Origin of the sequence: Demequina capsici (genome assembly GCF_032102965.1) — a bacterium.
Lineage (GTDB): Bacteria > Actinomycetota > Actinomycetes > Actinomycetales > Demequinaceae > Demequina > Demequina capsici.
This window is the reverse complement of record NZ_CP134880.1, coordinates 2891457-2917937: the sequence shown is the minus strand read 5'-3', so window position 1 is coordinate 2917937 and position 26481 is coordinate 2891457. Positions and strand designations below refer to the sequence as shown.

The 26481-nt window shown below is 70.2% G+C and carries 26 protein-coding genes and 1 pseudogene; 17 read left to right on the top strand and 10 right to left on the bottom strand.

The genetic code is table 11. The features are described from left to right. Positions 1–14 precede the first annotated feature (14 nt). The 3 genes from RN607_RS13845 to RN607_RS13835 all read left to right on the top strand — a co-directional run bounded on the left by RN607_RS13845 (position 15) and on the right by RN607_RS13835 (position 3383). A complete protein-coding gene (locus tag RN607_RS13845; RefSeq protein WP_313543220.1) occupies positions 15–1742 on the top strand; it encodes a SulP family inorganic anion transporter in 1728 nt (575 codons plus the stop codon). A 135-nt stretch (positions 1743–1877) separates the two neighbouring features. After that, complete coding sequence (locus RN607_RS13840; RefSeq protein WP_313543219.1) at positions 1878–2738, top strand: hypothetical protein; 861 nt, start codon at positions 1878–1880, stop codon at positions 2736–2738. Between the two features lie 42 nt (positions 2739–2780). Continuing rightward, complete coding sequence (locus RN607_RS13835; protein WP_313543217.1) at positions 2781–3383, top strand: hypothetical protein; 603 nt, start codon at positions 2781–2783, stop codon at positions 3381–3383. A gap of 405 nt (positions 3384–3788) precedes the next feature. On the opposite strand, the gene RN607_RS13830 is transcribed toward RN607_RS13835, so the two are convergent. Then, positions 3789–4544, bottom strand: a complete 756-nt coding sequence (locus RN607_RS13830) for a hypothetical protein (protein WP_313543215.1) — start codon at positions 4542–4544, stop codon at positions 3789–3791. After that, positions 4537–5136: an RNA polymerase sigma factor gene (locus RN607_RS13825; RefSeq protein WP_313543213.1), complete on the bottom strand. Its 600-nt coding sequence runs from the start codon at positions 5134–5136 to the stop codon at positions 4537–4539. The genes RN607_RS13830 and RN607_RS13825 overlap by 8 nt, the downstream gene beginning before the upstream one ends. Positions 5137–5278: 142 nt before the next feature. Here RN607_RS13825 and RN607_RS13820 point away from each other — a divergent pair, with 142 nt between their 5' ends. Together RN607_RS13820 and RN607_RS13815 are read left to right on the top strand one after the other, a co-directional pair. Further along, positions 5279–5809: an RNA polymerase sigma factor gene (locus RN607_RS13820; RefSeq protein WP_313498156.1), complete on the top strand. Its 531-nt coding sequence runs from the start codon at positions 5279–5281 to the stop codon at positions 5807–5809. Further along, the gene (locus RN607_RS13815) at positions 5806–7209 is read left to right on the top strand and encodes a hypothetical protein (protein WP_313543212.1); all 1404 of its coding nucleotides are present in this window, start codon (positions 5806–5808) and stop codon (positions 7207–7209) included. Before RN607_RS13820 ends, RN607_RS13815 begins: the two co-directional genes overlap by 4 nt. Positions 7210–7249: 40 nt before the next feature. On the opposite strand, the gene RN607_RS13810 is transcribed toward RN607_RS13815, so the two are convergent. Continuing rightward, positions 7250–7918 carry a hypothetical protein gene (locus RN607_RS13810; protein ID WP_313543210.1) on the bottom strand — a complete coding sequence of 223 codons (669 nt, stop codon included), beginning with the start codon at positions 7916–7918 and terminating at the stop codon, positions 7250–7252. A 174-nt stretch (positions 7919–8092) separates the two neighbouring features. On the opposite strand from RN607_RS13810, the gene RN607_RS13805 reads away from it, so the two are divergent. After that, positions 8093–8710 (top strand): isochorismatase family protein, encoded by a 618-nt coding sequence (locus RN607_RS13805; RefSeq protein ID WP_313543209.1) that lies wholly within the window; start codon positions 8093–8095, stop codon positions 8708–8710. Positions 8711–8939: 229 nt separating this feature from the next. Here the strand turns inward: RN607_RS13805 and RN607_RS13800 are convergent, their stop codons facing one another. Beyond that, positions 8940–9773, bottom strand: a complete 834-nt coding sequence (locus RN607_RS13800) for an isocitrate lyase/PEP mutase family protein (protein ID WP_313543208.1) — start codon at positions 9771–9773, stop codon at positions 8940–8942. 198 nt (positions 9774–9971) lie between these two features. Here RN607_RS13800 and RN607_RS13795 point away from each other — a divergent pair, with 198 nt between their 5' ends. Beyond that, positions 9972–10673 (top strand): DedA family protein, encoded by a 702-nt coding sequence (locus RN607_RS13795; protein ID WP_313543205.1) that lies wholly within the window; start codon positions 9972–9974, stop codon positions 10671–10673. Continuing rightward, positions 10670–11251, top strand: a pseudogene (locus RN607_RS13790) (phosphatase PAP2 family protein); the annotation flags it as partial. The gene RN607_RS13795 and the pseudogene RN607_RS13790, both read left to right, overlap by 4 nt. A 102-nt stretch (positions 11252–11353) precedes the next feature. Here RN607_RS13790 and RN607_RS13785 read toward each other — a convergent pair. Genes RN607_RS13785 through RN607_RS13775 form a run of 3 tightly spaced genes read right to left on the bottom strand, consistent with a single transcriptional unit; the run spans position 11354 to position 12964 of the window. Then, complete coding sequence (locus tag RN607_RS13785; protein WP_313543203.1) at positions 11354–12013, bottom strand: response regulator transcription factor; 660 nt, start codon at positions 12011–12013, stop codon at positions 11354–11356. Then, positions 12010–12573, bottom strand: coding sequence for a sensor histidine kinase (locus RN607_RS13780; RefSeq protein ID WP_313543201.1), 564 nt, complete (start codon positions 12571–12573; stop codon positions 12010–12012). The genes RN607_RS13785 and RN607_RS13780 overlap by 4 nt, the downstream gene beginning before the upstream one ends. A gap of 37 nt (positions 12574–12610) precedes the next feature. Next, positions 12611–12964 (bottom strand): GntR family transcriptional regulator, encoded by a 354-nt coding sequence (locus RN607_RS13775; RefSeq protein ID WP_313543199.1) that lies wholly within the window; start codon positions 12962–12964, stop codon positions 12611–12613. Positions 12965–13094: 130 nt separating this feature from the next. On the opposite strand from RN607_RS13775, the gene RN607_RS13770 reads away from it, so the two are divergent. From RN607_RS13770 to RN607_RS13740, 7 genes are all read left to right on the top strand, one after another. Further along, positions 13095–14444 carry an ABC transporter substrate-binding protein gene (locus RN607_RS13770; protein ID WP_313498131.1) on the top strand — a complete coding sequence of 450 codons (1350 nt, stop codon included), beginning with the start codon at positions 13095–13097 and terminating at the stop codon, positions 14442–14444. Continuing rightward, positions 14441–15184: an ABC transporter ATP-binding protein gene (locus RN607_RS13765; RefSeq protein WP_313498128.1), complete on the top strand. Its 744-nt coding sequence runs from the start codon at positions 14441–14443 to the stop codon at positions 15182–15184. Before RN607_RS13770 ends, RN607_RS13765 begins: the two co-directional genes overlap by 4 nt. Beyond that, entirely contained in the window at positions 15181–15951 is a 771-nt protein-coding gene (locus tag RN607_RS13760) for an ABC transporter ATP-binding protein (protein WP_313498126.1), read from the top strand. The genes RN607_RS13765 and RN607_RS13760 overlap by 4 nt, the downstream gene beginning before the upstream one ends. Next, positions 15945–16817, top strand: coding sequence for a branched-chain amino acid ABC transporter permease (locus RN607_RS13755; protein ID WP_313498123.1), 873 nt, complete (start codon positions 15945–15947; stop codon positions 16815–16817). Before RN607_RS13760 ends, RN607_RS13755 begins: the two co-directional genes overlap by 7 nt. Then, positions 16817–17878 (top strand): branched-chain amino acid ABC transporter permease, encoded by a 1062-nt coding sequence (locus RN607_RS13750; protein WP_313498120.1) that lies wholly within the window; start codon positions 16817–16819, stop codon positions 17876–17878. Before RN607_RS13755 ends, RN607_RS13750 begins: the two co-directional genes overlap by 1 nt. 64 nt (positions 17879–17942) lie before the next feature. After that, positions 17943–19397 carry an aldehyde dehydrogenase family protein gene (locus RN607_RS13745; protein ID WP_313498118.1) on the top strand — a complete coding sequence of 485 codons (1455 nt, stop codon included), beginning with the start codon at positions 17943–17945 and terminating at the stop codon, positions 19395–19397. A gap of 99 nt (positions 19398–19496) precedes the next feature. Beyond that, a complete protein-coding gene (locus tag RN607_RS13740; RefSeq protein WP_313498115.1) occupies positions 19497–20444 on the top strand; it encodes a helix-turn-helix transcriptional regulator in 948 nt (315 codons plus the stop codon). A gap of 24 nt (positions 20445–20468) precedes the next feature. Here the strand turns inward: RN607_RS13740 and RN607_RS13735 are convergent, their stop codons facing one another. Further along, positions 20469–21242 carry a hypothetical protein gene (locus tag RN607_RS13735; protein ID WP_313498113.1) on the bottom strand — a complete coding sequence of 258 codons (774 nt, stop codon included), beginning with the start codon at positions 21240–21242 and terminating at the stop codon, positions 20469–20471. Between the two features lie 112 nt (positions 21243–21354). After that, a complete protein-coding gene (locus RN607_RS13730) occupies positions 21355–22047 on the bottom strand; it encodes a pentapeptide repeat-containing protein (RefSeq protein ID WP_313543197.1) in 693 nt (230 codons plus the stop codon). Between the two features lie 166 nt (positions 22048–22213). On the opposite strand from RN607_RS13730, the gene RN607_RS13725 reads away from it, so the two are divergent. Together RN607_RS13725 and RN607_RS13720 are read left to right on the top strand one after the other, a co-directional pair. After that, a complete protein-coding gene (locus RN607_RS13725; protein WP_313498108.1) occupies positions 22214–24124 on the top strand; it encodes an FAD-dependent monooxygenase in 1911 nt (636 codons plus the stop codon). 7 nt (positions 24125–24131) lie between these two features. After that, on the top strand, positions 24132–24557 hold the full coding sequence (locus RN607_RS13720; protein WP_313498105.1) for a MarR family winged helix-turn-helix transcriptional regulator: 426 nt from the start codon (positions 24132–24134) through the stop codon (positions 24555–24557). Positions 24558–24716: 159 nt separating this feature from the next. Here the strand turns inward: RN607_RS13720 and RN607_RS13715 are convergent, their stop codons facing one another. Next, positions 24717–26393: a cation:proton antiporter gene (locus RN607_RS13715; RefSeq protein WP_438821354.1), complete on the bottom strand. Its 1677-nt coding sequence runs from the start codon at positions 26391–26393 to the stop codon at positions 24717–24719. Between the last annotated feature and the right edge of the window lie 88 nt (positions 26394–26481).

The following is a 26481-nucleotide window of genomic DNA, read 5'->3' as shown; positions in this document are numbered from 1 at the left end:
GCAGGAGGTTCGCGATGGCCGCGACGGCCCTGGAACGTGCGGCGCCCGGCATCCGCCTGGCGCGACGCTACCGGCGTGCGTGGCTCTGGCCCGACGTGCGCGCCGGGCTGGTCGTGACCGCGCTGATGATCCCGGCGGGCATGGGGTACGCGACGGTCGCGGGGCTGCCGCCGGTGACGGGTCTCTACGCCTCGATCGTGCCGCTGGTCGCGTACGCCGTGTTCGGGCCGTCGCGGATCCTGGTGCTCGCGCCCGACTCCGCGCTCGCTCCGATCATCGCGGCGTCGATCCTGCCGCTCGCCGCCGGCTCGCAGACCAGGGCAGTCGCGCTCGCGGGCCTGCTCGCAGTGCTCGTCGGCGCGTTCCTCCTGGTAGGTGGACTCCTTCGCCTGGGCTTCGTCACCGATCTGCTGTCCAAGCCGGTGCGCGTGGGCTACCTGAACGCGATCGCCTTGATCGTGATCGTGTCGCAGGTGCCCAAGCTGCTCGGCTTCTCCGTAGGCCGCGACGGCGCGTGGGCCGCGCTCGAAGGCGCATGGACCGGCGTGGCCGACGGCAGCGTGGTCCCGGCCGCAGCCGCCGTGGGCGTGGGGTCGCTTGCGGTGATCCTGGTGCTGCGCCGCCGGCGGACGCCGCTGCCAGGGGTGCTCGTGGCGGTGGTGCTGGGCATGCTCGCCGTCTGGCTGGGCGGCCTGGCGCAGACCGTCCCCGTGGTCGGCGCGCTGCCGCAGGGCCTGCCCGCGCCCGCGCTGGGCGGGCTCGGCTGGGCCGACGTGGGGGAGCTGCTCGCGCCCGCAGCAGGCATCGCGCTGGTTGCCTTCACCGACAGCGCCGTGCTGTCCCGCACCCTCGCTGCCCGCCGCGGGGAGACGGTCAGCGGCAGCGCAGAGATGCGTGGCATTGGGCTCGCGAACATCGCGACAGGCGCGCTCGGCGGCTTCCCCGTGTCCGGCTCGTCGTCCAGGACGCCCGTGGCGCAGGACGCCGGCTCGCGCACCCAGCTGACCGGTGTGGTGAGCGCGCTGCTCGTGCTGCTGTTCATGCTTGTCGTCCCCGACCTCACGCGGTATCTGCCAGACGCCACGCTCGCCGCCGTCGTCATCGCCGCCGTCCTCACCTTGATCGACGTGCGCACGCTCGCGTCGCTGTGGCGCATCAACAAGGTGGATGCGCTCGTGTCCGTGGTGGCGCTCGCGGGCGTGCTCGTCTTCGGTGTTCTCGAGGGCATCGTCGTGGCGATCGTGCTGTCGCTTCTGACCTTCGTGAACCGATCGTGGAGGCCGTACCGCGCGCAGCTGGGACGCGTGCCCGGGCTGCGCGGGTACCACGACCTGTCCCGTCACCCCGATCACGGTGCCCCCGTGCCGGGAGTGGTGATCGTCCGGTTCGACGCGCCGCTGTTCTTCGCGAACGGCGCGATCTTCGACGACTGGGTGCGCGCCACCGTCGCCCACGGCGGGACCGACGTCCACACCGTGATCCTCGCCGCCGAGCCCATCACCGGCATCGACACCACCGCATTCGACGAGCTCACCGAGCTGGACGACTACCTGGCCGCCCACGGCATCCGCCTGGTGTTCGCCGAGGCGAAAGGGCCCGTCAAGGACACCCTGGTGCGCTACGGCGCCGCGGACCGCTTCCCTCCCGAACGCTTCTTCCCGACCGTGGGCGCTGCCGTCGACGAGGTGACCGGCACCCGGCGGGACGACCTGGGCGGTGCTTCGGGCGCGTCGATGCGGTAGCCGCACCCTGGCCGATGCGCACCTTCCTATGCATCGTCGCGCGCCGTCACCCCAACGTTCGTAGGTGTCGCTGCGTTGTGGCTGGTATGAAGGGCGGGGGGACACGGCTGGCATGACAGCAGGGGGATCAGGTACATGAGTGAGACACAGGCACCGGTCGAGCCGTGGGAGGCCCGACCGCGGGGCCGATGGCCAGAGTGGGCGAGGACCCTTGTCGCGCTCGCCGCGGCGGCCGCCGTGCTGTGGGCAGTGGTGCAGTTCGGCACCGGGGGAGTCCTCGTCGCCGGTTTCGGCGCGTTGATCGGCCTCGGATACGTCGCGGCAGCCCTGATCGGCGGTCCGGTGCTGCTCACGCTGATCGCGAAGAAGCTGACCGGGGTCCCTCACACGGTCGGGGCGATCGCCGGTACCGTGATCTCCGTCCTGCTGACGATCGTCGCTGCCTCGCACTACGGGCAGCTCTCCATGATGTGGGTGCCCGCGCTAGGCATCGATGTCGCGTATCCCCTCGCGGGCCTGGCAGGGGCGCTGGTGTGGAGCGCATCCGTGGGGCCGTGGCCCTTCCGAGCGCTCGGTGCGTTGGCCGGCGTCGGCGCGGTCGGCCTGGCGTTCGCGGTCCTCGGATCGGACCCGCTGATCCCTGCGGTCCGCGTGGGTGCGCCGTCCGCGGAGGAGGACTTCGAGGACTTCAGCGACAGCATCGACGACTTCCTCTCGACCGACGCGCCTGGTACGACGTCTCGCAGTCGAGACGACACGGTCGCACTTGGCGCTTCACGGCTGCAGCCGGCCCAGAGGCATCTTGCGCGTGCTCGCCGACGTACATCACGGCGCCGGGCCCGGCTTGCGACCTCTCGTGGCGGCCGTCTATGGAGGTGTGTCTTCCATTCATTCTTCGAGGGACCCCAACGTTCTCGCCTATGGTTGCGTTGTTGCTGGTGTGGCTGTGGGGGATCTGGACGCCAGCAAGACCGTCGGGGGTTGGTTGATGAGTGAGATTCAGGGCCCGTCTGAGCATGGGTCCGGCAGGCTGCGGCCGTGACCATGTTGCTCGCGGCGAGTGGGCTGCGTGTTCGGTGGACACGCCCGGGCTGGCGCACCCGCATCGTGACAAGTACATGCATCGTTGTCTCGGCGATCGCACTGTCCTCATGCGACTCGTACGACCGCGCATACAACACCGCAGAGCGGGCAGCGCTGCAGGGCTTGGGGAGGGTGCACGCCGAGGCCGTGACCTGCGTGACTTCCGGTCTCGTCTCCAACCCAGAGTTCGAGGACAGTTCGCCCCCAGAGTGGGTCACGGATTGCCTCAATCCTCGGGTTCTCGGCATCAGCGACAAGGACCTCCCCAACGAGATCACGGGCCTTCCGCGGGGGAGCTGGCTGCGAACGTTCGAAGTCGAGGGTGGCGTTGCCACGCTCACGGTGACCGACGTGTCAGAAGTGAGCGTCTCTGACGGCCTGAATCAAGTGTCGAAGTCCGCGGTCCAGTGCTGGACCGCGCAGATCAACCAACACGGTGCCTTTTCCCCGCCCGAGAGGTTGAAGTGCAGCGACGCGACGGTGGCCGTCGTCGAGAGCCACTACCCCGACGAGCCACGGTCTCTCATCACGAAGGGTCCGGACACGGCGAACGGTTAGGCAGGGCACGCCAGGCCATGGCGCGGTAGGTCGCGACCTCATGAGCAATATGCGCGGCGATCATGAACGCGTCGCGCCGTGGTGCCGGACTCTTGGCTCAGGCTCCGACAAGAGCGAGGGCGTACGCACCGAGGCGTCGCATCGACCTCGCACATAGCGCCTCGACCACTTCCCGGTCTCTCATCCATCAACTCCTGATCGCAGGGTAGAGCGAACAACCCATGTCAGAGGTTGGGGCCCTGTACGAATGCGGCGAGGTCAACCGCCCGCAACCGACCAGGGACTGAGTCGCCAGTGCAAGCCCGACGGCGCTCACCGGCGAAGAGCGAGATCGCGCGACGCCCCTGAGTTGCGGTTCGACCAGGTAAGCCCGTCTGAGTAGTTTCCCTGGCTTTGGTTCGGGCGTTAGCCCACGTGGAACTGGCCGATGATGGTGATGCCGTCGCTTTCATAGACGGGGATGTCGCCTGTGCCGTAGTTCGGGTCTTCCATCTGTGCGGCGGCCCCTGTCGGCGATGTAGGCAGGGGTCCTTGAAGGGCTTGGAGGTCTTCGCGGCGGATGTAGCCGAGTTTGCCGTTGGTCGCGTAGGCGGAGATGAGGTCGGGGTCCGCGTCGTACGCGTTGGTGCCGTATGTCTCACCGCGGGCGTTGGTGGCTAGCGGCACGGGCTCGTTGGATACGTACGCTGCGGTGATGGACCATGCGGCGTCCGGGGTTGTGGTGGTGATCGTGAGGTAGCCGTCGACCACGTCGGACAGTTCCAACTGGCCGCCGCCGGTGGTCGAGACCGAGGCGGCCTCCGCGTCGGAGTAGACGAAGTGTGTGCCGCCAGGTCCGAGTGCGAAGCTCCCGCCGGTGAGCGCCTCGAACGTGTACTCGACCGCGTCCGCGCCCTGGGGTGCCTCACCGAGGTACAGGCTGCCGTCGCCCACGCCAGTCTGGGTGACCGCCTCGCCGAGGTCAGTGCTGACCTCTCCGCCAGGCGTGCCGACAAGTCCGGCGGTAGCCGCCCCCGCGCCGGCGAGGAGCGCGAGCGAGACTCCACCGACGATCCACCCTCGACGCCACCACGCCGGACGCGGCCGCGTTGAGGCGTCGGCGGTCTCGACGAGCGTCTTGCGCAGTGCTGCGGCGAAGACGGGATCGAGCGTGTCAACCATGACGGACCTCCTTCAGTTCGTCGTCGAGCGCGGATTCGCCGAGTGAGGCGCGCACCTGGGCGCGAGCCCGTGACAGGCGCGTCCGAGCCGCCGCTGGGCTCATCCCCATCGCCTGTGCGGCGTCCACTGTCGACATGCCCTCCAACGCTGTCAGCGCCAACAGTGCCGCAGACGCTTTCGGGAGCCGCCTGATCGCAGCGGCGAGTTCAGGGTCGATGTGCTCCAGCACGTCGGATGGCACAGCGGCCAAGACGTCCGCGGCAGACGGAGACGTTTCACTCCTCGGAAGCGCGTCCAACAGCGCCCGATACCGGCGTGTCGACCGAGCCATGTTGCGACTGAGGTTCGTCGTCGCGACCAAGAGCCACGGCAGTACCGACTCTCGGACGAGCCGTACCTGACCGCGCTTGCGCCACAGCTCGAGGAATGCCGCAGCGGTGGCGTCCTCCGCGTCCTGGCGGTGAGACAGCAGGCGCAGTGCGTGGCGGAAGACCCGTGGGCTGTGACGGTCGAAGAGAATCCCGAGCGCACCGCCGTCGCCCGCGCAGGCACTCGCCCACTCGGACGCGTCACTCGCCTGCAGTTCCCTCATGCCCAGTAGTGTCCAGCAACCGCCGATGTGTGACAGGCAGGCATGACGACGAGCGGTCGCCGCCGCTGCTTGGTATTCGGATATTGGGGCCAACCCCCACGGAAGCCTCTCTTCGTGCGTCTACCCTTCGACAGGGGGTTCGATGTCCGATCAGCAGATTCTCGCCGCGCTGCACGCACAGGCGCTGCCGCGACTCGGCTCGCATGCGTACGCGCTGACGGGCTCGTATTCGGCGGCGGAGGAGCTGGTGCAGGCCGCGATCGTGAAGGCGTTCTCGCGCAAGCGCGGCTTCCGCGACGTGGCGGGCGCCGAGGCGTACGTGCGCGCCGCGATCCGCACCCTTCACCTGGACGCCCTGCGAAGGCAGGCACGATGGACCGGTGCGCTGCCGGTGCTGGCCCGCGAGGAGTCGGTGGACGACGGCACGGCGGCAGTCGACGGCGCTGACCTGGTGGCCCGCGGGATGGCGACGCTCGCGCCACGCGTGCGCACGGCCATCGCGCTCCGGTACATCGAGGACCTGACCGTCGCGGACATCGCGCATGCGATGCGGATCTCGGAGGGCACCGTGAAGGGCTATCTCAAGGAGGGGCGCGCGCGGTTGGGCAGCCTGTGGGGCGTCGAGGCCGTGGATGACGACGAGGTCGTCGAGGTTCGGGAGGTGCGGCGATGAGCGAGCTGCGAGACATGCTTCGTTCCGGGATGGACGATGCAGGTGCTCGAGTGGCCGACCGGGTCGCGTCGTCCTCGGCCGAGGACCTGGACTGGTCGCGGATCCAGCGCGGGCGTCGTACCCGCCTGGCATGGCGGGGCGGTGTTGCGGTCGGCGCCGTGGTCGCGGTCGTGGCCATCGCCGTGGCGCTGCGCCCCGCGGCACCGGAGCATTTTGAGCCGGCGGTCACGCCCTCGCCGACGTACAGCCTGACGATCGACGCGAGCACTCCTGTGGTGGACGCGGCGTTCGCGGTGGGCGACCACGCAGTGGCGTGCGGAGACCGGCTCACGCTCACGCCTGGCGTGACGGTGCAGCAGCCCGGCGTGCTTCCGGCGGGCACGACGCTCACGTCGGACTCTCACGACGTCGCCGGCGCAGACGGCGGTGCTGTGTATGTGACGGCCGTGGATGGCGGAGGCATCTACCCGATCGCAAGCACGGTTTGGGACGCGACCGTCACCCTCGGGGCAGGCGCTCAGGCGACCGAGCCCCTGCGGTTGCGGACCATGAGCGTCGCGTCCACGGGCGAGGTGGTCACCGGCCTCGTGCCGTCCATGGACTACGCCACGTCCAGTGCCACGTCCGTCCTGTCCTCGCCTCCTGCCGGGTTCGTCCAGGCGAGCTCCTACGCGGACACCGCGGGGATCGCCATCTCCGGATCCTGCGGCTCGTCGACCGACGACGGATACCTTGCGGGCGGCGACGAGTCGGTGACGCTCGTCGCGCAGCTCGTCGATGCTCAGGGAGCTCCTGTGGCGACCTGGGTGTACCAGCGCGCCGGCGACCCCGAAGCGCTGGTCGGTCCGACGACACTGGGCGACGTCTCGCTCGCCTGCGGTGCGACGCTCCCGCGCTCCATCTCGACGGGCGTCGATGTCCAGGACCTTGCGAACCTCTACGTGGGTACCTCGTTCGGCACCAACGGAACCCCGATCAGCGGCGACCCGACTGCCCGTGCCGGCTGGGACACGGTGTTCGGCCGGGTCTTCGCCGCCACCGAGACGCACAGCGAGTACACGTTCTACGCGACGGTCGTCGTCACCCGCGACGGGGTGATCGTGACGTCTGAGCCGCTCTGGGTCTTCCCAGCGACCACCGAGGACGACGTGCCGTCAGACGTCCGTGTCGGCGCATCGCCCCTGCTCCCCGGTGTGTGCCAGACAGGGGAGACCACCGCGAGCGGCTGGTCCGATGGTTCAGGCGTCGGCGAGACGGCCTACCAGGTGCATTTCGCGATGATCGCCGTCGACGCGTCGGGCCTGGTGGTCGGCAGCTGGTTCGATCCTGGCGGCGCGCCTTACGCGTTCAGCGTGGCGCATGAGGCGGGTGCTCAGGTCGACGGTGCAGGCGGCGCCTGATCGTGGCGCCCTGACCGACACTCGGTCACCCCGGAGGCGGCTACCAGGTGCCCGAGTCGGTGGCGGGGCGGATGCCGAGCACCTCGCCCGTCGTCGCGTCGAACGTGACGTACGTGTCGTCGTACGCCTCGGACACGACTCCCGACCGGTAGTGCTCGGTGAGGTGGCTGGTGATCTTCACCAGCCTGTCGCCCGTGGGGTCCGCGACCGTGGCCTCCACGCCCGCCGTCTCGACTGTGGCGGTGACGATGTCCACATCGGAGAATCCGGGCGCCGCCTGCTCCTCGAGGCTGCGACACCTCTCGATCAGCGACGCCACCTCGGCGAGGGCCGCGTCGCTCAACGGCACCACCTGCCCGATGGCGGCGGCGCGCTCGGTCGGGTCCTGCTGGCGCTCGGCGCGCGCGTCGACATCCCACGCGGCGTAGTCCGTGGTGCTCGACGTCTGCAGCGCGCTGATGCTTCCTGGCGCCGGGACCGTCCTGCCGTCGAACGACGCCAGCGTGGGCCCGTAGCTCGAGTCCAGGATCCCGGCCAGCAGGCGGGTGGCCAGCTCCTCGTACCCTGCCGATGCCATCTCGGACGCCGACACCTCGCCGCTGTGCTCGTCGGCAACTGCCTGCGTCGTGCAGCCGGACACGGATCCGGCCGCGAGGAGCGCCCCCAGCGCCCATGCAGAAGCCGTCCTCCGACGTGTGCTCGTCTTCACCTGGTCCCCCCGGACAGTGATGATGGCCCCTTCCGGGCCCCATAGTGAAGACGTTGCACGCGCCGGAAAGGTTGGGGTGCGAATCGCGCGACCTGTGCCGTGCGTCGCGGTCGCGCTCCGGCCTTAGGAGCGCGGCGCGGGTAGCGTGGACGACGGTCGAGCCGAGGAGGACCCATGACCGCGCCCCGCCGCGCACTCGTGATCATCGACGTGCAGCAGGAGTACTTCACGGGTCGCCTGCCGATCCAGTTCCCTCCGCGGGAGCATTCGCTCGCGCGGATCCTCGAAGCGGCTGACGCGGCGGAGGCCGCCGGCATCCCGATCGTCGTCGTGCAGCACGACAGCGGCCAGGGCGCGCCGGTGTTCGCCCCCGGCACGCCGGGCTATGAGCTGCATCCCGCGCTCGCGACGCGGGTCGGTGCCGACTGGAAGCGAGTCGTCAAGCACCATGCCTCGGTCCTCGCGGGCACAGGACTGGAGGAGTGGCTGCGCCAGGAGGGGATCGACACCCTCACGCTCGTGGGCTACATGACCAACAACTGCGTGCTCGGCACCTCGGTGGATGGCGCCACGCGGGGCTTGGGCATCGAGGTGCTCTCCGACGCGACAGGTGCGATCGACCTCTTCAACGCCGCCTCGAACGCAGATTCCCGTACGGTGCACACGACGCTCATGGCCTTGCTGCACTCCAACTGGGCGGCGGTGGCGGACGTGGTCACGTGGGTGGACGCGACGCAGGAGGCGGCGTCGCTGCCCAAGAGCAACCTCATCGCTTCCGCGCAGGGCATCTGACCCGCGGGCTGACCCCGCCGTCGGCCGCTTTCGTCGCCGCCGAGATGCTCGCAGATCCGCAAGCACCTGGTGTCACCGATTGCCTGATCGCAGCCACTGCGCAAGCGCACGGGGCAGCGGTCGCCACCAGGAACGTCCGTGACTTCGCGAGGACCGGCGTCCGCGTGATCGATCCGTGGGGGGCCTCCCGTCGCCCGACGGGCGTGTCTGAGAGCGGCGCGCCGGCGCGTCAGGCGCGGAACCGGCGCTGAAGGACGCCGTAGGGCACCGCGCCCTGCAGGAACCGCAGGCTCCCGGACTCGAGCAGCTCCTTGCCGGCCCGCTCCACGAGGCTCAGCGCCGCTCGGGCCAGGCTGCCGCCCACGCTCACGCGGGTGACGCCGAGCGAGAACAGGGTGCGCGCATCGATCGTGTTGGACAGCCCCGCCACGATGTTGAGCGGGCCGGGGATCGCGTGCGCGAGGTCGCGGATCGTCTCCGCCTCCACGACGCCAGGCACGAAGATGCAGTCCGCGCCCGCCTCCACATAGCGCTGCGCGCGCAGCACGGTCCGCGAGAACGCCTCGTCGTCGCGGCCCGTGAAATAGGTGTCCGTCCTCGCGTTCAGCACGAAGGTGCCCTTCGGCGCCGCCGCGCGTGCTGCCTCGAGCCGCGCCACCGCCACGTCCATGGGGAACAGCTCGCCCGCCACCGCGTCCTCGATGTTCGCCCCGACGACGCCCAGCTGGACGGCCGCCGCGACCGTCGCCGCGACCTCCTCTGGCGTGGAGCCGTAGCCGGCCTCAAGGTCCGCGGTCACGGGGACGTCGACTGCGGCGACGATCTGCGCCACATGCTCGAGCATCGTGTCCCGATCGAGCGGTCCGCCGTCCGGCAGGCCGAGCGACCAGGCGATGCCCGCGCTCGTCGTCGCGATCGCAGGGAAGCCCACCTGCTCGAGGATCCGTGCCGACCCCGCGTCCCACGCGTTCGGGAGCACGAAGCCGTCGCCGGCATGGAGGGCGAGGAACGACGCAGCCTTGACGGACCCCTCAGCACCGCCATGCGTCGCCTGTGCAGGCATGACCCCATGGTGCGGCCCCGGGTCGATTCGCGCCATTCGAGCGCTCGCCCCACCTCCCTGCCGATCCTTGGACGTTTCTTGGCGCGCTGCACTCACGCTGGTGAGTGAATCGCTCCGAGCCTGGCCGAGCCTGGGCTCGACGCGCCAACGAGAGAAGGACCGCCACGTGATCACCGAGACGACGAACGGGGCCGGCCGATGACGGGCCTGCACCTGAGCCTGCTGCCCGACACGGGCACGCTGCTGCACTCCTTCGGACCGTGGGTGCTGGTGGGCATCGCGGTGATGATCTTCATCGAGTCGGGCGTGCTGTTCCCGTTCCTGCCCGGAGACTCGCTGCTCGTGACTGCGGCGATCCTCGCAGGTGCGCTGGGCATCGCGCCGTGGCAGATCGTGCTCGTCGGCGTTCCCGCGGCGATCCTCGGCGACCAGGTGGGCTACCTGCTCGGCCGACGCGTCGGTCGCCGCCTGTTCAAGGACGACGCCCGGGTGCTCCGCACCGATCGGCTCGAGGAGGCGGAGCAGTTCTTCGCCCGCTACGGAGGATTCTCCCTGGTGCTGGGCAGGTTCGTCCCGATCGTCCGCACCTATGTGCCGCTCGCGGCCGGCACCGCCGCCATGCGCTACCGGCGCTTCCTGCTGTGGAACGTGGTGGGTGCGACGCTGTGGGTGGTCGGAATGACGACCGTCGGAGTGCTCCTGGGCGGAATCCCGTTCGTGGCGAACAACATCGACGTGCTGATGATCGTGGTGGTGGTCGTGTCGTTGCTGCCGATCGCGATCGGTGCCCTGCGGCGTATGCGCGCGGGCAAGGCCGCGCAGGCGGTCGCCGGCGCGGACCTCGTCGTCCCCATGGCCGATCGTGCGGGCGACCCGACCATCGAGAGCGCGGCCCGATGACCTCGCCTCGCGACGGCCGGCTCGGCGGCGCCCTGCTGCGCCCGACCAACGCGCCGCGTGCCGCGGTGGTGACGGTCGCCGTGATGGCGGTCCTGGTCCTCGTGCTCGGCCTGGTGGTGAGGGACCACCCGATCGATGCGGGCATGGTGCGTGCGCTCAACGACCTTCACGTGGGCGCCTGGGGCGCGGTGGCCACCGGCGTCTACCGCGCGCTCGAGCCGACGCTCGCGATCCCGCTGGTCCTTGTCCTCGCGGCGGTGCTGTGGGGCGCGACCCGTGATCTGCGCCTGGCGCTCGCGTTCGGCGGGGTGGTCGCGCTCACGTGGCTGCCCACCGAGGTGTTCAAGGTGGTCGTCGACAGGGCCCGTCCCGACCCGTCGATGCTCACCCACCCGTACGCTCCGGCGCAGACCGACGGGTCGTTCCCCAGCGGTCACACCGCGTTCGTGGTGGCGATCGTGCTCGCTGCGTACTACCTGGTGCAGGGCACCAGGTGGGCGCGCGGCGTGATCGTGGCGGGCGTCGCGGCGATCATGCTCATCGGGCTGGCCGTCGTGAGCGACGGCCTGCACTACCCGACCGACGTGATCGCATCGGTCTGCTGGGCGCTCGCCATGGCGCCCGTGGCGCGGTGGCTGACGGTGGACGTGATCCTGGCGCGCCTGGACCGGCTCCTGCCGTCAGGCCGGGGTGCCCAGCCGGTAGCCGACGCCGCGGACCGTGGTGATGAGGTCCCGGTCGGTCTTGCGTCGAAGGTAGTGGACGTACGTGTCGACCGTGGTGACGCTCGCACCATGCTCGAAGGCGGCGGTGAGCAGCTGCTCCCGTGAGAAGGTGCGCTGCGGTTGGGCTGCGAGCACCGCGAGCAGCGTGGTCTCCGCGCCCGTGAGCATGATCCGCCCCGCATAGGGCGACTCGATGCAGCTGTCGTCGGGGTAGAACACCCAGCCGCCGATGTCGATCCCTGCCGCGGCACCTGAGTAGTCGCGGGTCAGCGCGCGCAGGCGGGCGGTGAGCTCCTCGAACTCGAACGGCTTCACCAGGTAGTCGTTGGCCCCCGCCTCCAGGCCCTCGACCTTGTCATGCACCTGTCCGAGCGCCGTCAGCATGAGGATCGGCAGGCTCATGCGCCGGGACCGCAGAGTGCTCACCAGGTCCTCGCCGCTCATTCCCGGCAGACGACGGTCGCACACCATCACGTCGAAGACGCCACCGGCCGCGGCGGCGAGCCCCTCCTCGGCCGACGGGCAGAGCGTCACCTCCCATTCGGCGGTCAGCACGTCGCGCATGATCGGGCCCAGTCGAGGGTCGTCCTCGACCAGGAGCAGCCGCTTGCTCATGCGTCGTCGCCTTCCGCCGAGTCGCGCGCGGTGGCGCCCGAGTCCGACGCGAGCTCGAGCAGCTCGTCGACGACGCCCGACATGATCCGGGCGTCCTCACGAAGCGCGTCCACCACGTCGCGGCGCTCGTCGTCCTCGGGGGTCATCGCAGCGAGCTGCTGGGCGCGGGCGCTCACCACGGCGATCGGGGTGCGCAGCTCGTGGCTGGCGTCGGCGATGAATCGGCGCTGCATGCGGAACGCCTCGTCGAGCGGCCGGATCGCGCGGCGGGCGATCAGCCATGCGGCCAGGCCGGCGCACAGCACCGCCCCCGCCCCCACGATGAGCCCCGCGACCACCAGGTCCACGGGATTCATGTAGATCAGCACGTCATGCGACCCGTGCGACTCGTTGAGCTGGGCGGGCGTGGTCTGCCACCACACATAGAGAAGGGCGAGCGCGCCACCCGCGACGACGAGCCCGGCGCAGACAGCGGCGACCTGCCAGCCGATCGAGAGCACGGACGCGCGGTAGGCGTGCTCGTCCGGGGCGTCGGTCTGGGCGCGGCGCGCGGGGAGCATGGGCGTCACCGAGCCCTGGCAGGGGCCGAGGGCCGGGTCACGACGCGGCCCTGGTGCGGACGAGCGAGACGAGCGCGTCGGTGTCGAGCCCGCGGCTGCGCGCCGCCGCGATGTACGCGTCGGCGGCCTCGGTGAGCCCCGCGTCGGCCACCGTCTGGCCGACGACGCGGGTGCCGTTCCGGCCCGCCGTCACCACGAGCCCGGACGCCTCGAGCTCGGCGTACGCCTTCGCGACCGTGTTCGCGGCCAACCCCAGGGAGGTGGCCAGCGCGCGGATCGCCGGGAGCCTCGCTTGATCGGCGAGCCGACCGTCCATGATCTGCGCGGCGATCTGGTCGCGCACCTGCTCGAAGGGCGGTGCCGCCAGCGCAGGATCGACGCGGATGTCCATACCGCGAACCTAGCGCGCGCAATCGGCGTTTTGCGCATCGTTCGTTCTTCTGGGCCCAGCGAAGGGCCTTCCGTTCCTACTCTGAACGAGCCCACAACGGCGTGGACACACAAGGAACGGAACAGTCCCCATGAACCACCTTGCAGCAGATGGACGGCGCCCGCGCGGCGCACGTCGCCTTGCCCTGGCAGCGATCCCTGCAGCGGCGGTGCTCACCATCGCCGCATGCACCCCCGCAGGCACGGGAGGCACCGACACCTCCGGATCGGCTAGCGGCAGCGCGACCGACACCATCAAGATCGGCTACATCGCGCCGGCCACCGGTGTGCTCGCCGGGTTCACCGACGGCGACCCGTACATGCTCAGCTACGTGCGTCAGCAGTTCGCCGACGGCATCACGATCGACGGCAAGACCTACCAGGTGGAGATCCTGGACCGCGACTCGGGCTCGGACGCCGCGAAGGCAGGCGAGCTCGCGCAGGACCTCATCACGAACGAGCACGTGGACCTGCTGATGGCCACGTCGACGCCCGACACCGTGAACCCGGTGATCGCGCAGTGCGAGGCGAACGCGGTGCCGTGCCTCACCGCGAACGCGCCGTGGCAGGCGGTCATCTTCGGCGCCGGGTTCGGGCCGGACAACCCGATGAAGTGGTCGCATCACTTCTTCTTCGGCATCGAGGGCTTCGGCAACATCGACCCTCTCGCGTGGGACCAGGTGGAGACCAACAAGAAGGTCGGCGTGCTGTGGCCGAACGACTCCGACGGCGGCGCCTTCCGTGACCCGACCACGGGCTACACGCCGTACGCCGAGGCCGCGGGCTACACGATCGTGGACCCGGGCGCCTACGAGGACGGCACGCAGGACTTCACGTCGATCATCCAGACGTTCAAGGACAACGACGTCCAGATCATCTCCGGCATCCCGCTCCCGGCCGACTTCGTGACGTTCTGGACGCAGGCCGCGCAGCAGGGCTTCCAGCCGAAGGTCGCGACGATCGGCAAGGCGCTCTTCTTCCCGACCACCGTGCCGTCCATCCCCGACGACCTGGGCCAGGGGCTCGCCTTCGCCACGTGGTGGGGACCGACGTTCCCCTACACGTCGAGCTTCGACAACCTCACGCCGCAGCAGTGGATCGACAACTTCCAGGCCAGCCCCGAGGGCCAGGGCCTGGTGTGGAACCAGGCGACGCCGTTGAACCTCTCGCTGTTCGAGGTGGCGAAGGCCGGCTTGGAGGCCGCCGGCGACCCGCACGACGGGGCCGCGGTCAACGCCGCGTTCGACTCGATCAACATGATGACGCTCGGAGGTCAGATCGACTTCACCAGCGGACCCTTCCCGGGCATCGCCACGATCCCGACCGCGATCGGTCAGTGGCAGCTCGCCGACGACGGGAGCTGGGAATGGGTCGTCGTCGACGCCGGCGACGTCCCCGACCTCCCGGTGGACCGCTCGCTCCAGGAGCTGATCTGGAAGTGAGCACTCAGGCGGAGGCCGCGACGCCCCTGCTCGAGGTCGACTCGGTGGCCAAGTCGTACGGAGCGCTCGACGTGCTCACCTCCGTCGACCTGACCGTCCCCGCCGGGCAGGCCCTGGGCATCGTGGGTCCCAACGGCGCGGGCAAGTCGACGCTGCTGAGCGTCATCAACGGCACCGAGAAGGCGACCGCGGGGGTCGTGCGGTTCGCAGGGCGCGACGTCACCGGCGTCGGCCCCGCGGACCGGGCCAGATCCGGCATGGGCCGCACGTTCCAGATCCCACGCCCCTTCACGCACCTCACGGTGTTCGAGAACGCGCTCGCCGGAGCGTCGTACGGCGCGGGCCTGCACGGGCATGCGGCCGATCGGCGGGCGCTCGAGGCGCTGGAGATGGCCGACATGCTGCCCGACGCCAACACGCCCGCAGGCACGCTCCCGCTGCTGGGGCGCAAGCGGCTGGAGCTGGCGCGGGCGCTCGCGACGGACCCGCAGCTGCTGCTGCTCGACGAGATCGCGGGCGGCCTCACCGAGGCCGAGTGCGACAGCCTCATCCTCACGATCCGGCAGCTCCACTCCGAGGGCATCACGATCATCTGGATCGAGCACGTGGTGAAGGCGCTGCTCGCGGTCGTGGAGCGCCTGGTGTGCCTGGCCTCGGGGGTGATCGTCGCCGACGGCGAACCGAGCGCGGTGATGCGCAGCCCCGAGGTGCGCCAGGTCTACCTGGGAGGTGGGCTGTGACGCCTCTTCTGACCGCCGAGGGGATCGACGCGCGCTATGGCGACGTGCGCGCCGTGTCCGGCGTGTCCCTGCACGTCGACCAGGGAGAGCTGCTCGCGCTCGTCGGAGCGAACGGTGCCGGCAAGTCGACGCTGCTGCGCGTCCTCGCCGGCGCGCATCGTCCCGTCGCGGGGGCGGTGGGTCTGCGCGGGGACGACGTGACGGGCCTGCGGGACTTCGAGCGCAACCGCCGTGGGATCTGCCTGGTGCCGGAGGGGCGTCGGCTCTTCGCCTCGCTCACCGTGCGGGAGAACCTGCTGGTCGGCGCCGGGTCGAGGCGCCCCGGGCGCTGGGACGTCGACGCCGTCGCCGACGTCCTTCCGATGCTGAGGCCCCTGCTGGAGCGCAACGCGTCGCAGCTCTCGGGCGGGCAGCAGCAGGCGGTCGCGATCGGCCGAGCGCTGATGTCCAATCCCGACGTGCTGCTGCTCGACGAGGTGTCGCTGGGGCTCGCGCCGATCGTCATCGACGAACTGTACGAGTCGCTTGCCGCCGTCCGCGGCGGCGGGCTCGCCGTGATCCTCGTGGAGCAGGACCTGCAGCGCACGCTCGCCGTCGCCGACCGGCTGGTCTGCATGCTCGAGGGCGAGGCGGTGCTCGAAGGCACGCCCCACAGCCTCACCCACGAAGCCATCACGGACGCCTACTTCGGTCATGTGGCCACGCCCGCGGGCTCAGGCCCCGGCGGGGATGATGGCGGGCCGACGACGGGAGGTGCCGGGTGGTAGTCGTCAACGCCCTGGTGCAGGGCATCCTGCTGGGCGGGGTGTTCGCGATGGCAGCGCTGGGACTCTCGATCGCGTTCGGCGTCCTGCGAGTCGTCAACCTGGCGCACGGCGAGATCATGACCGTGGGCGCGTACATCGCCGCGATCGGGCTGTCCCGGCTGGGCATCAGCGTGTGGATCAGCCTGATCCTGGTGGTGCCGGTCCTCGGGTTCGCGGGCTACTGGGTGCAGCGGCTCCTGCTGCAGCGGGCGCTGAGGATCGGCGAGCTGGCGCCGCTGCTGGTGACGTTCGGGCTGGCGATCATCATCCCCAACGCGCTCATCGAGCTCTTCACCACGAACAAGCAGACGATCCCCACGGGCGATCTGGCCGTGCGCAGCATCACGATCGTCGAGGGCGTGAGCATCGGCGTGCTTCCGCTGCTCACCATGATCGTGGCGGTGCTGCTCATCGCGGGCACCCAGCTCTACCTCACGCGCACGCGCACCGGACGCTACATGCGCGCGGCGGCCGACGACTCGGAGACGCTGCGCCTCATGGGCGTGGACCATCGGCGGGTGTACGCGCTCGCGATGGGCCTGGCGTTCGGGATCGCCGCGCTTGCGGGCGTGTTCTTCGGGATGCGTCAGGGCGGCGTGACGCCGTTCGACGGCCACCTGGCGGTGCTGTTCGCGTTCGAGGCCGTGATCATCGGCGGGCTCGGCTCCCTGTGGGGGACGCTCGCGGGAGGGGTGGTGCTGGGCGTGGCCCAGACCCTCGCCGGGGTGATCAGCCCGGAGCTGCCGCTGCTCGTCGGGAACCTCGTGTTCCTGGCCGTCCTCATGTTCCGCCCCACGGGAATCGTCCGAAGCAAGGTGGCCGTCTGATGCAGCTTCTCTCCGCGGACACGGTGCGCGTCGACAGGCTTCGCACGCGCATGATCACGATGCAGGTGGCTGGCGCGGTCGCGGTCCTCCTGCTCGCGTTCGCGCCGTACGTGTTCGAGCCGGCGGTGACGAGCCAGTGGATCAAGCTCTTCTACCTGATCACCCTCGCCACCACCTGGAACCTGCTGGCGGGCTATGCCGGCATGGTGTCGGTGGGGCAGCAGGCGTACATCGGGCTGGGGGCGTACGGGATCTTCGTCTTCAACGACCTGGGGATGGATCCGTACTCGAGCGCGCTGATCGCGTCGATCGCGATCGGGGTCATCGCCTTCGGGCTCTCGTTCGTCGCCTTCCGCCTGCGCGGCGGCTACTTCGCGATCGGCACGTGGGTCATCGCCGAGGTGGTGAGGCAGGTCGTCATCCGCTTCGACTCGCTTGGCGCGGGCCGCGGACGCAGCATCGTGGACTACACCGCTGATCCGATCCTCAGGAACCTGTTCACCTATTGGCTCGCGCTCGGCATCCTCGCCGCGACGCTGATCTCCACCCTGTTCCTGCTGCGCAGCCGCATGGGCGTGGCCCTGCAGAGCATCAGGGACGACGAGGTCGCGGCCCGGGCGCTCGGCATCCACGTGGGGCGCACCAAGCGGATCGTGTTCGTCGTCGCCGGCATGGGCGCGGGCCTGGCCGGCTCGATCATCTGCCTGCAGGCGATCGGGGTGCAGTCGCCGTCGCAGATCTTCTCCGTCAGCTTCTCCGCCTTCATGGTCTTCATGGTGCTGATCGGCGGGATCGGCACCATCGAAGGGCCGATCGTCGGCGCGGTCATCTACTGGGTGATGGACATCTACTTCAGCCAGCTCGGGCTGTGGTACCTCGTGGTGCTCGGCGTGCTGGCGATCGCGGTGACGCTGTTCCTCCCGAACGGCCTCTGGTGCGCGCTCACGTCGCGCTTCGACATCAGCGTCTTCCCGGTGGGCCACCGCGTGATCCCGCTCCCGGGAGCGGACTCGAGCGCTCGTCCACGACCCGCCGAGGCCCCTGTGCCTGTGAAGGACTGAGACGCGCATGGACTCGACACACACCGAATAGTCGCCGGACTCGGCAGGAAAGGGAGGAGCCGCCATGGCCTTCTTCGATCAGGGCATGTGGGAAGGAAGCACCTACCTGGGTGGATGGACCCACCTGGGCCGGACTGCGGACGCCGTCTCGCCGTCGACGGGCGAGAGCGTGGGCACCTTCGCGCTCGCCGAGGCGGGCGACGTGCAGACCGCCGTCGACCTCGCGGCGAGCGCGCAGAGGACGTGGGCGGCGGCCTCGCCCGAGGAGAGATCGGCGGTGATGCGTCGCGCCGCGCTGCTGATCGAGCAGCATGTCGACGTCCTGGCGAGGTGGCTGGGCGACGAGGCCGGGTCGGCTCCCGGGAAGGCGGCGTTCGAGGCCGGGCTGGTCGCGTCGGAGTACCACCTGGCGTCCGCGACGGCGATGATGCCGTACGGCCAGCTGCTGAGGACAGGGCGTCCGCGTATGAGCCTCGCCAGGAGGCTTCCGGTCGGCGTGGTCGGCGTGATCGCCCCGTTCAACTTCCCGGCGATCCTCGCAGCGCGCTCGATCGCACCGGCGCTCGCGCTGGGCAACGCCGTGGTGCTGAAGCCGGATCCGCGCACGACGATCGCGGGGGGCCTGTTCCTGGCGGCGGTCCTCGAGGAGGCAGGGCTGCCGCCGGGCCTGTTCAACGTGGTGCCCGGCGGGGCCGACGTGGGCATCGCCCTGGTCGATGAGCCGCGGGTGCCGGTGATCTCCTTCACGGGCTCCACTCCGGCGGGTCGCGCCATCGCGGCACGCGGGGGTCAGCTGCTCAAGCGCGTTCACCTGGAGCTCGGTGGCAACAACGCGCTCGTGGTCCTCGAGGATGCTGACGTCGAGGCTGCCGCGTCGGCCGGGGCCTGGGGCTCGTTCCTGCACCAGGGACAGATCTGCATGACGACCGGCCGTCATCTTGTCCACGAGAGCCTGTACGACCGGTACGTGGAGCTGCTCGCCGAGAAGGCCGGTCACATCGTGGCGGGTCCTCCGGACACCGGTGCCCCGCTGGGCCCGATCATCGATCGGGGGCAGCGCGACAAGGTGCATTCGATCGTCGGACGGAGCGTCGAGGCCGGGGCGCGGCTCGTGGTGGGCGGCACGTACGAGGGCCTGTTCTACCAGCCGTCGGTGCTCGCCGACGTGTCCCCTGGCGTCGCGGCGTTCGAGGAGGAGATCTTCGGCCCTGTTGCCTCGGTGACGCCGTTCTCGACGATCGACCAGCTGGTGCAGCTCGTGAACTCCTCGCCCTTCGGGCTGTCGCTGGGCATCCTCACCGGTGACGCGTACAAGGCGTTCGAGCTCTCCGATCGCATGCGCACCGGCATCGTCCACATCAACGACCAGACGGTGGACGACGAGGCGCAGGCGCCCTTCGGCGGGGTGGGCGACTCGGGCACCGGCGTGAGGTTCGGCGGCCATGAGGCGAACATCGAGGCGTTCACCGAGACCCAGTGGGTGACGATGCAGGGCGAGATCGCCGCATACCCGTTCTGACCTGGGCATACGGCCTGGGGCATCCTCGATGGTCGGCAATCTTGTTGACAATCCCGTGGCGGCGGCCTATTTTTCGGGAATCAGCGCAAGGAGGCGGTGATGGTTGTTCACGCGGCACGCAGCGCGGACGAATGGCAGGAGGTCGTCAGCCGCTGCTTCATCCCGATCAACTTCGGGTCTTTCGAGCCCGGCTTCACGGGCCGGATGGATCACCTCGAGCTGGATGACAGCATCTCGATCTCCTGCGTCGCCACCGACGGGCACACCGTGGACAGGTCCGAGCGCCTCGCCGCCCATGCCGAGGTGGACGACCTGCACCTCTCGCTGCAGGTCGCCTCGCGAGGCACCGTGCGCCAGGGCCGGCGGATGGTGGCCGTCCGACCAGGCTCCACGTCGATGTACGCGACGGACTCGCCCTACTACCTCGACTACTCCGAGCCAGGGCAGCAGCAGCTGATCGTCCAGGTCTCCCGCGCAGCGCTCGACGCGCCCTCGGAGGCGGTCCGCGGCGGTCTGAACCGCCTCACGGTCCCCGCGTCCGACGCGACGAGGGTCTTCTTCACCTACGCTCTCGATCTGCACCGGCAGGGCTCGTTCACGCGCACCAGCGGCGCGCAGGCGGCCGCAGAGGTGGCGAAGGACCTCGCCGCGACCATGATCCGCGCGTCCGCGGAGGGCACGAGGGTACTGCCCAGGACTCGTGGAGGACTCCTGCGCGCGATCCAGGACTTCGTGTCGGTCAACCTCCCACGCGTGAGGGTCGACGACATCGCCTCGGAGTTCTTCCTCTCCCGACGCACGGTCTACCACGTGTTCGAGGAGGTGGGCATGACTCCCAGCGACTATCTGCGCACCCGGCGGCTGACCGTGGCCACGGCGCGGTTGGCCGACCCTGCGCTCGCGGACGTGTCGATCGGCGAGATCGCGGTGAGCGCCGGGTTCGACGATGCGACGACCTTCACGCGGGCCTTCCGTCGGGAGCACGGGATGACTCCGCGCGAATGGCGCGCGGGCGCCTTGGCGCCGGAGCTGCCGATCGCCTCCTGACCGTGTGAGGTCGGCGGTGCTGCACTAGCCCGCGAGCCGCTCGTGGAGCGCCGCGAGGAAACGTTTCGGGTCGCGGTACAGCGCGAAGGACACGAGCACCGTCGTCCCTGAGATCTGCAGCCAGTCGCCGGCCACCGGCAGCACGGCGATGTGCCGCAACACCGTGGGGGAAGCCGTCAGCATCGTCTCGCGTGCCAGCCACGCGGGATCGTGACGCGGCCCTTGCGTGGCGGTGGCGACGAACTCCTGATGACGCGCCGCGGTCCACGCGCGGAGCGACGCACCGTCGTCAGCGTCGACACCCTCGCCCAGCGCGGCCCACAGCTGCGGGCCGTCATCCGGCCCGACGGGAAGGTCGACGTGCTCGGTGGCCACCGCGTCGTCCCATATCGACGTGAGCATCGCGCCGTACTGCTCGCGCCGCGCGACCGCGTCCGCTGCCTGCGACACCGGGGGAGCGCACGGAGGAACGTCGGGCGCGTAGTCGAGCCCCCACCGGTCGCGCCGGTAGAGGAGCCGCGCCACGCGCCTAGGCATGTCAGCGGTCACGCTCAGCGGCGACTGGAACGCCTGCTCCGCGCCGACGTTCGCCGTGAACGCCTTCAGGGCGAAGCCCGCCGCCAGCAGCAGGAGGATCCCCGCGGAGATCCTCGGCACGGGGGAGACCGTGCACTCGCCGGGCGCATCCACCCAGTCCGTGCAGGTGCCGGTCTGGACCTGCCACAGGAACACCGCCGCGAGCGCGAACACGACGGCGAGCAGCATCCAGCCGACGTGGATCCCCCTGCGTCGATCCATGCGCGCCCTCCTGATGACAGCCCCTTGGCAACGTATCGCGCTCGCGGCGAGGATTCCAGGCAATCTGCTCCGCGCGTGCCGGACGAGGCGGTGGCGGACCGGCGTCGAACGTTCAGTCGCTGACGATGATGCCCAGGTGCGCCGCCATCACCGGCGCCAGGTCCAGCAGCTGCTCGGAGCTGACGACGATGCCGCGCGCCGAGTCGAGCCCTCCGATGGTGTGCAGATCGGCGCCGGTGAGGTCGACGTGCTGCAGGCGTGCACCGTGCAGCAGCAGGGTGTCGATGCGGCAGTCGCGGAAGGCGATCCGCTCGGCGGTGGCCTGGCTGAGATCCAGCTCGTCGATCACGCAGTCGGTGAGGGTGACGTCCTTGAGGGTCGCGCCGCGTAGGTTGACGAACGAGAGCTTCGATCGGGTGATCGCGAACGTGTCGAGCTCGGCCTCGTAGAGCTCGACGGCACCGAGCCGCGACGACTCGATGCGGGCCTCGTGCCACGTGGAGCGGGCGGCCTTCAGGACGGGCGCGTTCGCTCGGACGATGCGGGTCTCGAGGATGCGGGACAGGTCGAGCCGGGTCTCGTGGAGGTCGCAGCCGGTCAGCTCGCATTCGGCGATGGTCGTGCCCGTGAGGTCACGTCCCGCGAGGTCCACGTCCGCGAAGCGGAGCCCGTCGCAGCGGTCGTGCGGGGTGAGGTCTCCAGGGAAGCCCTCCGCCAGGTCGTCGAGCGCCAGTGCCGGCTGACGCGGCGGCTGCAGGCCCTTCTCGGGTTGCGCCGCGCGGCGGTGCGTGGGGCTCGATGCCATGACGATGCTCGCCTTCCTGGGGACGGTGCCACTGTAGTCGGGCGATCTGACAGGGAGCGCTCTGCCAGGGAGAACGCGGAGAGCGTGACGTATCGATTGAAATCGTTGGGGTACTGACCTATCGTGACTGCACCCCGGAAGCATCACTGATCAAAGGAGATCAGCCATGCAGTTCTACCGCGACGGCTACCGCCCCGGCGACCCCGACCTGAAGCCCGCCTCGCCACAGGCCAAGGCCCGCACCGCCGACATCCCCGACGAGGTCGACGTGCTCATCGTTGGCACCGGCCCTGCCGGAGCGGTGCTCGCCGCACAGCTCGCGGCCTTCCCCGGCATCGGGACCCGCGTCATCGAACGGCGCGCCGCCCCGCTCGAGCTCGGGCACGCCGACGGCGTCGCCTGCAGGACCGTCGAGACGCTCCAGACGTTCGGCCTCGCCGACGCGCTCCTGCGTGAGGCGTACTGGGTCAACGAGGTCCGCTTCTGGGGCCCGTCGCCCGAGGACCGCGACAGGATCACCCGCACAGGATGGGTGCAGGACACCCCCGACGGCCTGAGCGAGTTCCCTCACGTGATCGTCAACCAGGCGCGCATGCAGCAGTACCTGCTGGACCATGCCGCCAAGTCCGCCAGCCGCCTCGAGGTCGACTACGGCGTCGAGCTGTCGGACCTCACCGTGGGGGAGGGCGATCACCCCGTCCTGGTGACGCTGCACCACACCGCGGGCGAGCACCAAGGCGAGGAGCGCGTCGTCCGGGCCCGGTACGTGGTCGGCTGCGACGGCGCACGCAGCAACGTCCGCCGAGCCATCGGCCGCGAGCTCGTCGGCGACGCCGCCAACCACGCGTGGGGCGTCATGGACGTCCTGGCCACCACCGACTTCCCCGACTGGCGCACCAAGAACGTCATCCAGTCCGCCGGCAAGGGCAGCCTGCTGATGATCCCCCGCGAGGGCGGCAGCATGGTCCGCTGCTACGTGGACCTGGGTGAGGTGCCCGCCGGCGACAGCGCGATCCGCCAGACCACCGCCGAGCAGCTGACCGAGATCGCCAACTCGATCCTGCACCCGTACAAGATCGACGTGCGGTCCGTGGCCTGGTCCTCCGTCTACGAGGTGGGACAGCGGCTCACCGACCGCTTCGACGACGTGCCCGACGACCTCGTCGGCCTCCGCCGCCCCCACGTCTTCATCGCGGGCGACGCCTGCCACACCCACTCCGCGAAGGCCGGCCAGGGCATGAACGTCTCCATCCAGGACGCGTTCAACCTGGGCTGGAAGCTCGCCGCCGTGCTCGAGGGCCGCTCGCCCGAGAGCCTGCTGGACACCTACTCCGAGGAGCGCCAGAGCGTCGCGCGGGACCTGATCGAGTTCGACAAGTTCTGGTCCGCGTTCATCGCGCAGCCCACTACCGACCCCGAGCACCCCGAGCTCGGCGGCGTCACCCCCGACGAGATGCAGACCGAGTACGCGCGGCAGGGCCGCTACACCGCGGGGCTCGCCACCCGCTACCGGCCGTCGAGCCTCACCGGCGACGGCGCCCACCAGGCGCTCGCGACAGGCTTCGAGATCGGCACCCGCTTCCACTCGGCGCGCGCTGTCCGCGTCGCCGACGCCCGGGGGATGCACCTGGGTCACGCGCACACCGCCGACGGACGTTGGCGTCTCTACGCGTTCGGCGACCGGACCGGGGAGCAGCTGCTGGCGCTCGCGGCCTGGCTCACCGACTCGCCGGACTCACCCGTGCATCGGTTCCAGCGGGACGACGCGGATCTGGACTCGGTGTTCGACGTCCACGCGATCCTCCGCTCGGGCCACCACGACGTCGACATCACCTCGTTGCCCCAGATGCTGCTGCCGCGCTCCGGCCCGTTCGGCCTGCAGGACTGGGAGAAGGTCTGGGCCGTGGACCCGGCCGACGACGTCTTCGCCGCGCGCGGCATCGGGGACGACGGCGCGCTCGTCATCGTCCGACCTGACCAGTACGTGGCGCACGTGCTGCCTCTCACGGCCCGTGCCGAGCTGAGCGCGGTCTTCGAGCCGGTGCTCCTGGAGCAGGCGCCGATCGCTCTGTCATGATCGACCGGTGAGCGACACCGAGCAGGAGCCGCAACGGCACACCGGGTACCTGATCCGCCGCGCCCAGCAGGCGCACCTGGCCGCGTGGTCGCGCATCGTCTCCACGGAGATCACGAGCGTCCAGTACTCGATCCTGGTCGTCCTCGATCGCCGCGGCAGCGCGAGCCAGCGGGAGCTGTGCGATGAGGTGGACCTGGACCGCTCGACCGTGGCCGACCTGGTGACGCGGATGGAGCGGCGTGGGCTCGTCGCACGTGAGCGTGACTCGGCTGACGCTCGCCGCAACGTCGTGACCCTCACCGAGCGCGGGCTCGCGGAACGGATCCGCCTGCAACCCCTCGTCGCCGAGGCGAACGCGCAGCTGACAGCGGCACTCACAGACGAGCAGCGCAATGCCCTGCGCAGCGCACTCAACGCGATGCTGGGCAACTAGAAGGCTGGTGCGCGGAGGAGCCTGCAGGGCGCCACGACTCGACAGTGCCTCGCATCGGTGGCGCGTCCCGGCGGGCGAAGGGCCTGCTCTCAGCACCGATGGCTCGCGATCACGTGCCCTGATCCGTACCTCGGCGCGTGTCCGTTCGCCAGGCACGCCCTACAGACGGCCGCGGCCGCGAAGCTCGATCGCGATCTCCGTCGCGTCCAGGTTCGCCAGCTCGGACTCGAGCACGTCCGCGTCGAACCTGCCGTCGGCGCGGGCGTCGAGCAGGGCCGCCCGTTGGGCGGCGAGAACCTCGAGGCGGTGCGTGCGCGCAGCCTCGAGCTTCGTCTCCCGAGCCGCGTCCTCGGATACCTCTGGCGGGGCGATGGCGCGTGCGCGCTCACGCAGCAGGTCCAGCACCTCGGCGCGCTCCGCCCTGTCGAGCGCAGCGACGTCGACGGGTTCCGGCGGCGCGATGATCCGGAGGAAGAGGCCCATGGTGCCGCCCTGGAGCAGCAGTGAGAAGAGCGCCACGAGGAACGCGATCAGCACCAGGAGCGACCGGTGCGGGGTCTGTGCAGGAAGCGTCTGCACGGCGGCGACGGTGACGGCTCCGCGCATACCCGCCCACACGACGACGGCGCCCTCGCGCCAGCCGAGAGGGGCGCGCACGAAGTAGTCGATGTCGGCGAGTGAGCGCGCGATCCGCTGGCGGACCTGCAGCGTCTGCCGTTCGGAGAACTCGCGGCCCTTGAACACGTACGGCTCGGAGCGCTGCTCGTCGTGCACCGCGGTGTCGATCTTGTCTCGAAGCCTGACAAGGCGCTCCTGCGCCTGCACCTTCCGCGCGGCCTTCCGCTTGAGGCCCACCAGCAGGGGGCCGACGAACGCGGTGCGCACGGCCAGGGTGAGTCCTAGCGCCGCGAGAGCGATCAGCGCGGCGGTGCCCGTCCCGCCCACGTTGTCCTGCACGTGCGTCACGACCGAGCGCAGCTGCAAGCCCATGAGCAGGAACACGATGCTCTCGAGCACCAGGTCCATGGTCCGCCAGTTGAGGGTGTCGGAGAGTCGATTCTGCGGGGAGATCTCTCGGGGCGCGCGGATGCCGGCGACGAGGCCTGCGACCACGGCTGCCACCAGCCCGGACGCCCCGAGGAGCTCCGCGGGCAGCGAAGCCGCGAAGGGCACCATGAAGGAGATGACGGTGCTGACCGTCGGCTCCTTCACTCGGGCGCGCACCTTGAGGTTGAGCATGCCGATCGCTCCGCCGATCAGGACGGCGACGATCACCGAGTAGGCGAACGTGCCTGCGGCGCCCCACAGGGAGAACGTCGCCGCGGTCCCGACGATCGCGGTGCGCAGCAGCACCAGCGCGGAGGCGTCGTTGATGAGGCTCTCGCCGTCGAGCATGGAGATCACGCGCTTGGAGACCGGGTGGCGCTTCACGATGGACGTGGCAACCGCGTCCGTCGGGCTCACGATCGCTCCGAGCGCCACGCCCCAGGCGAACCCCAGTCCAGGTACGGCCCACATGAAGAACAGGCCGAGCGCGAGCGACGTGGCGATGACGAGCGTGACGGACAACGCGCTGATGGACGTGAACTCGCGTCGGAAGTTCATCGCGGGCATCGATACCGCGGACGAGTACAGCAGCGGCGGCAGCAGTCCTTCGAGGATCCATTCGGGTTCGACCTCGATGGATCCCAGCGACGGGAGGAGGCTCGCGGCCACGCCGACCGCGACGAGCATCAGCGGCGAGGCGACGCCCAGCCGGGGGCCGCCGACGGCCGCGGCGGCGGTGACAGCGAGGACGGCGAGCAGCGCTACAAGGATCTCGGTCACGCCAGCCATTGTGGGCGGCGCGCGTCAGTGCTGGCAATCATGGTGAGGCAGGGACCGCGTGAGGGCTTCCATGTAAAACCAAGCGAATGCTAGGGTT

What these genes read in the sequence shown, in the direction of transcription:
- RN607_RS13845 (WP_313543220.1), top strand. Translation starts at nt 15, where the DNA reads ATGGCCGCGACGGCCCTGGAACGTGCGGCGCCCGGCATCCGCCTGGCG.
- RN607_RS13840 (WP_313543219.1), top strand. Translation starts at nt 1,878, where the DNA reads ATGAGTGAGACACAGGCACCGGTCGAGCCGTGGGAGGCCCGACCGCGG.
- RN607_RS13830 (WP_313543215.1), bottom strand. Translation starts at nt 4,544, where the DNA reads ATGGTTGACACGCTCGATCCCGTCTTCGCCGCAGCACTGCGCAAGACG.
- RN607_RS13825 (WP_313543213.1), bottom strand. Translation starts at nt 5,136, where the DNA reads ATGAGGGAACTGCAGGCGAGTGACGCGTCCGAGTGGGCGAGTGCCTGC.
- RN607_RS13820 (WP_313498156.1), top strand. Translation starts at nt 5,279, where the DNA reads ATGTCCGATCAGCAGATTCTCGCCGCGCTGCACGCACAGGCGCTGCCG.
- RN607_RS13815 (WP_313543212.1), top strand. Translation starts at nt 5,806, where the DNA reads ATGAGCGAGCTGCGAGACATGCTTCGTTCCGGGATGGACGATGCAGGT.
- RN607_RS13805 (WP_313543209.1), top strand. Translation starts at nt 8,093, where the DNA reads ATGACCGCGCCCCGCCGCGCACTCGTGATCATCGACGTGCAGCAGGAG.
- RN607_RS13800 (WP_313543208.1), bottom strand. Translation starts at nt 9,773, where the DNA reads ATGCCTGCACAGGCGACGCATGGCGGTGCTGAGGGGTCCGTCAAGGCT.
- RN607_RS13795 (WP_313543205.1), top strand. Translation starts at nt 9,972, where the DNA reads ATGACGGGCCTGCACCTGAGCCTGCTGCCCGACACGGGCACGCTGCTG.
- RN607_RS13785 (WP_313543203.1), bottom strand. Translation starts at nt 12,013, where the DNA reads ATGAGCAAGCGGCTGCTCCTGGTCGAGGACGACCCTCGACTGGGCCCG.
- RN607_RS13780 (WP_313543201.1), bottom strand. Translation starts at nt 12,573, where the DNA reads ATGCTCCCCGCGCGCCGCGCCCAGACCGACGCCCCGGACGAGCACGCC.
- RN607_RS13775 (WP_313543199.1), bottom strand. Translation starts at nt 12,964, where the DNA reads ATGGACATCCGCGTCGATCCTGCGCTGGCGGCACCGCCCTTCGAGCAG.
- RN607_RS13770 (WP_313498131.1), top strand. Translation starts at nt 13,095, where the DNA reads ATGAACCACCTTGCAGCAGATGGACGGCGCCCGCGCGGCGCACGTCGC.
- RN607_RS13750 (WP_313498120.1), top strand. Translation starts at nt 16,817, where the DNA reads ATGCAGCTTCTCTCCGCGGACACGGTGCGCGTCGACAGGCTTCGCACG.
- RN607_RS13745 (WP_313498118.1), top strand. Translation starts at nt 17,943, where the DNA reads ATGGCCTTCTTCGATCAGGGCATGTGGGAAGGAAGCACCTACCTGGGT.
- RN607_RS13740 (WP_313498115.1), top strand. Translation starts at nt 19,497, where the DNA reads ATGGTTGTTCACGCGGCACGCAGCGCGGACGAATGGCAGGAGGTCGTC.
- RN607_RS13735 (WP_313498113.1), bottom strand. Translation starts at nt 21,242, where the DNA reads ATGGATCGACGCAGGGGGATCCACGTCGGCTGGATGCTGCTCGCCGTC.
- RN607_RS13730 (WP_313543197.1), bottom strand. Translation starts at nt 22,047, where the DNA reads ATGGCATCGAGCCCCACGCACCGCCGCGCGGCGCAACCCGAGAAGGGC.
- RN607_RS13725 (WP_313498108.1), top strand. Translation starts at nt 22,214, where the DNA reads ATGCAGTTCTACCGCGACGGCTACCGCCCCGGCGACCCCGACCTGAAG.
- RN607_RS13715 (WP_438821354.1), bottom strand. Translation starts at nt 26,393, where the DNA reads ATGGCTGGCGTGACCGAGATCCTTGTAGCGCTGCTCGCCGTCCTCGCT.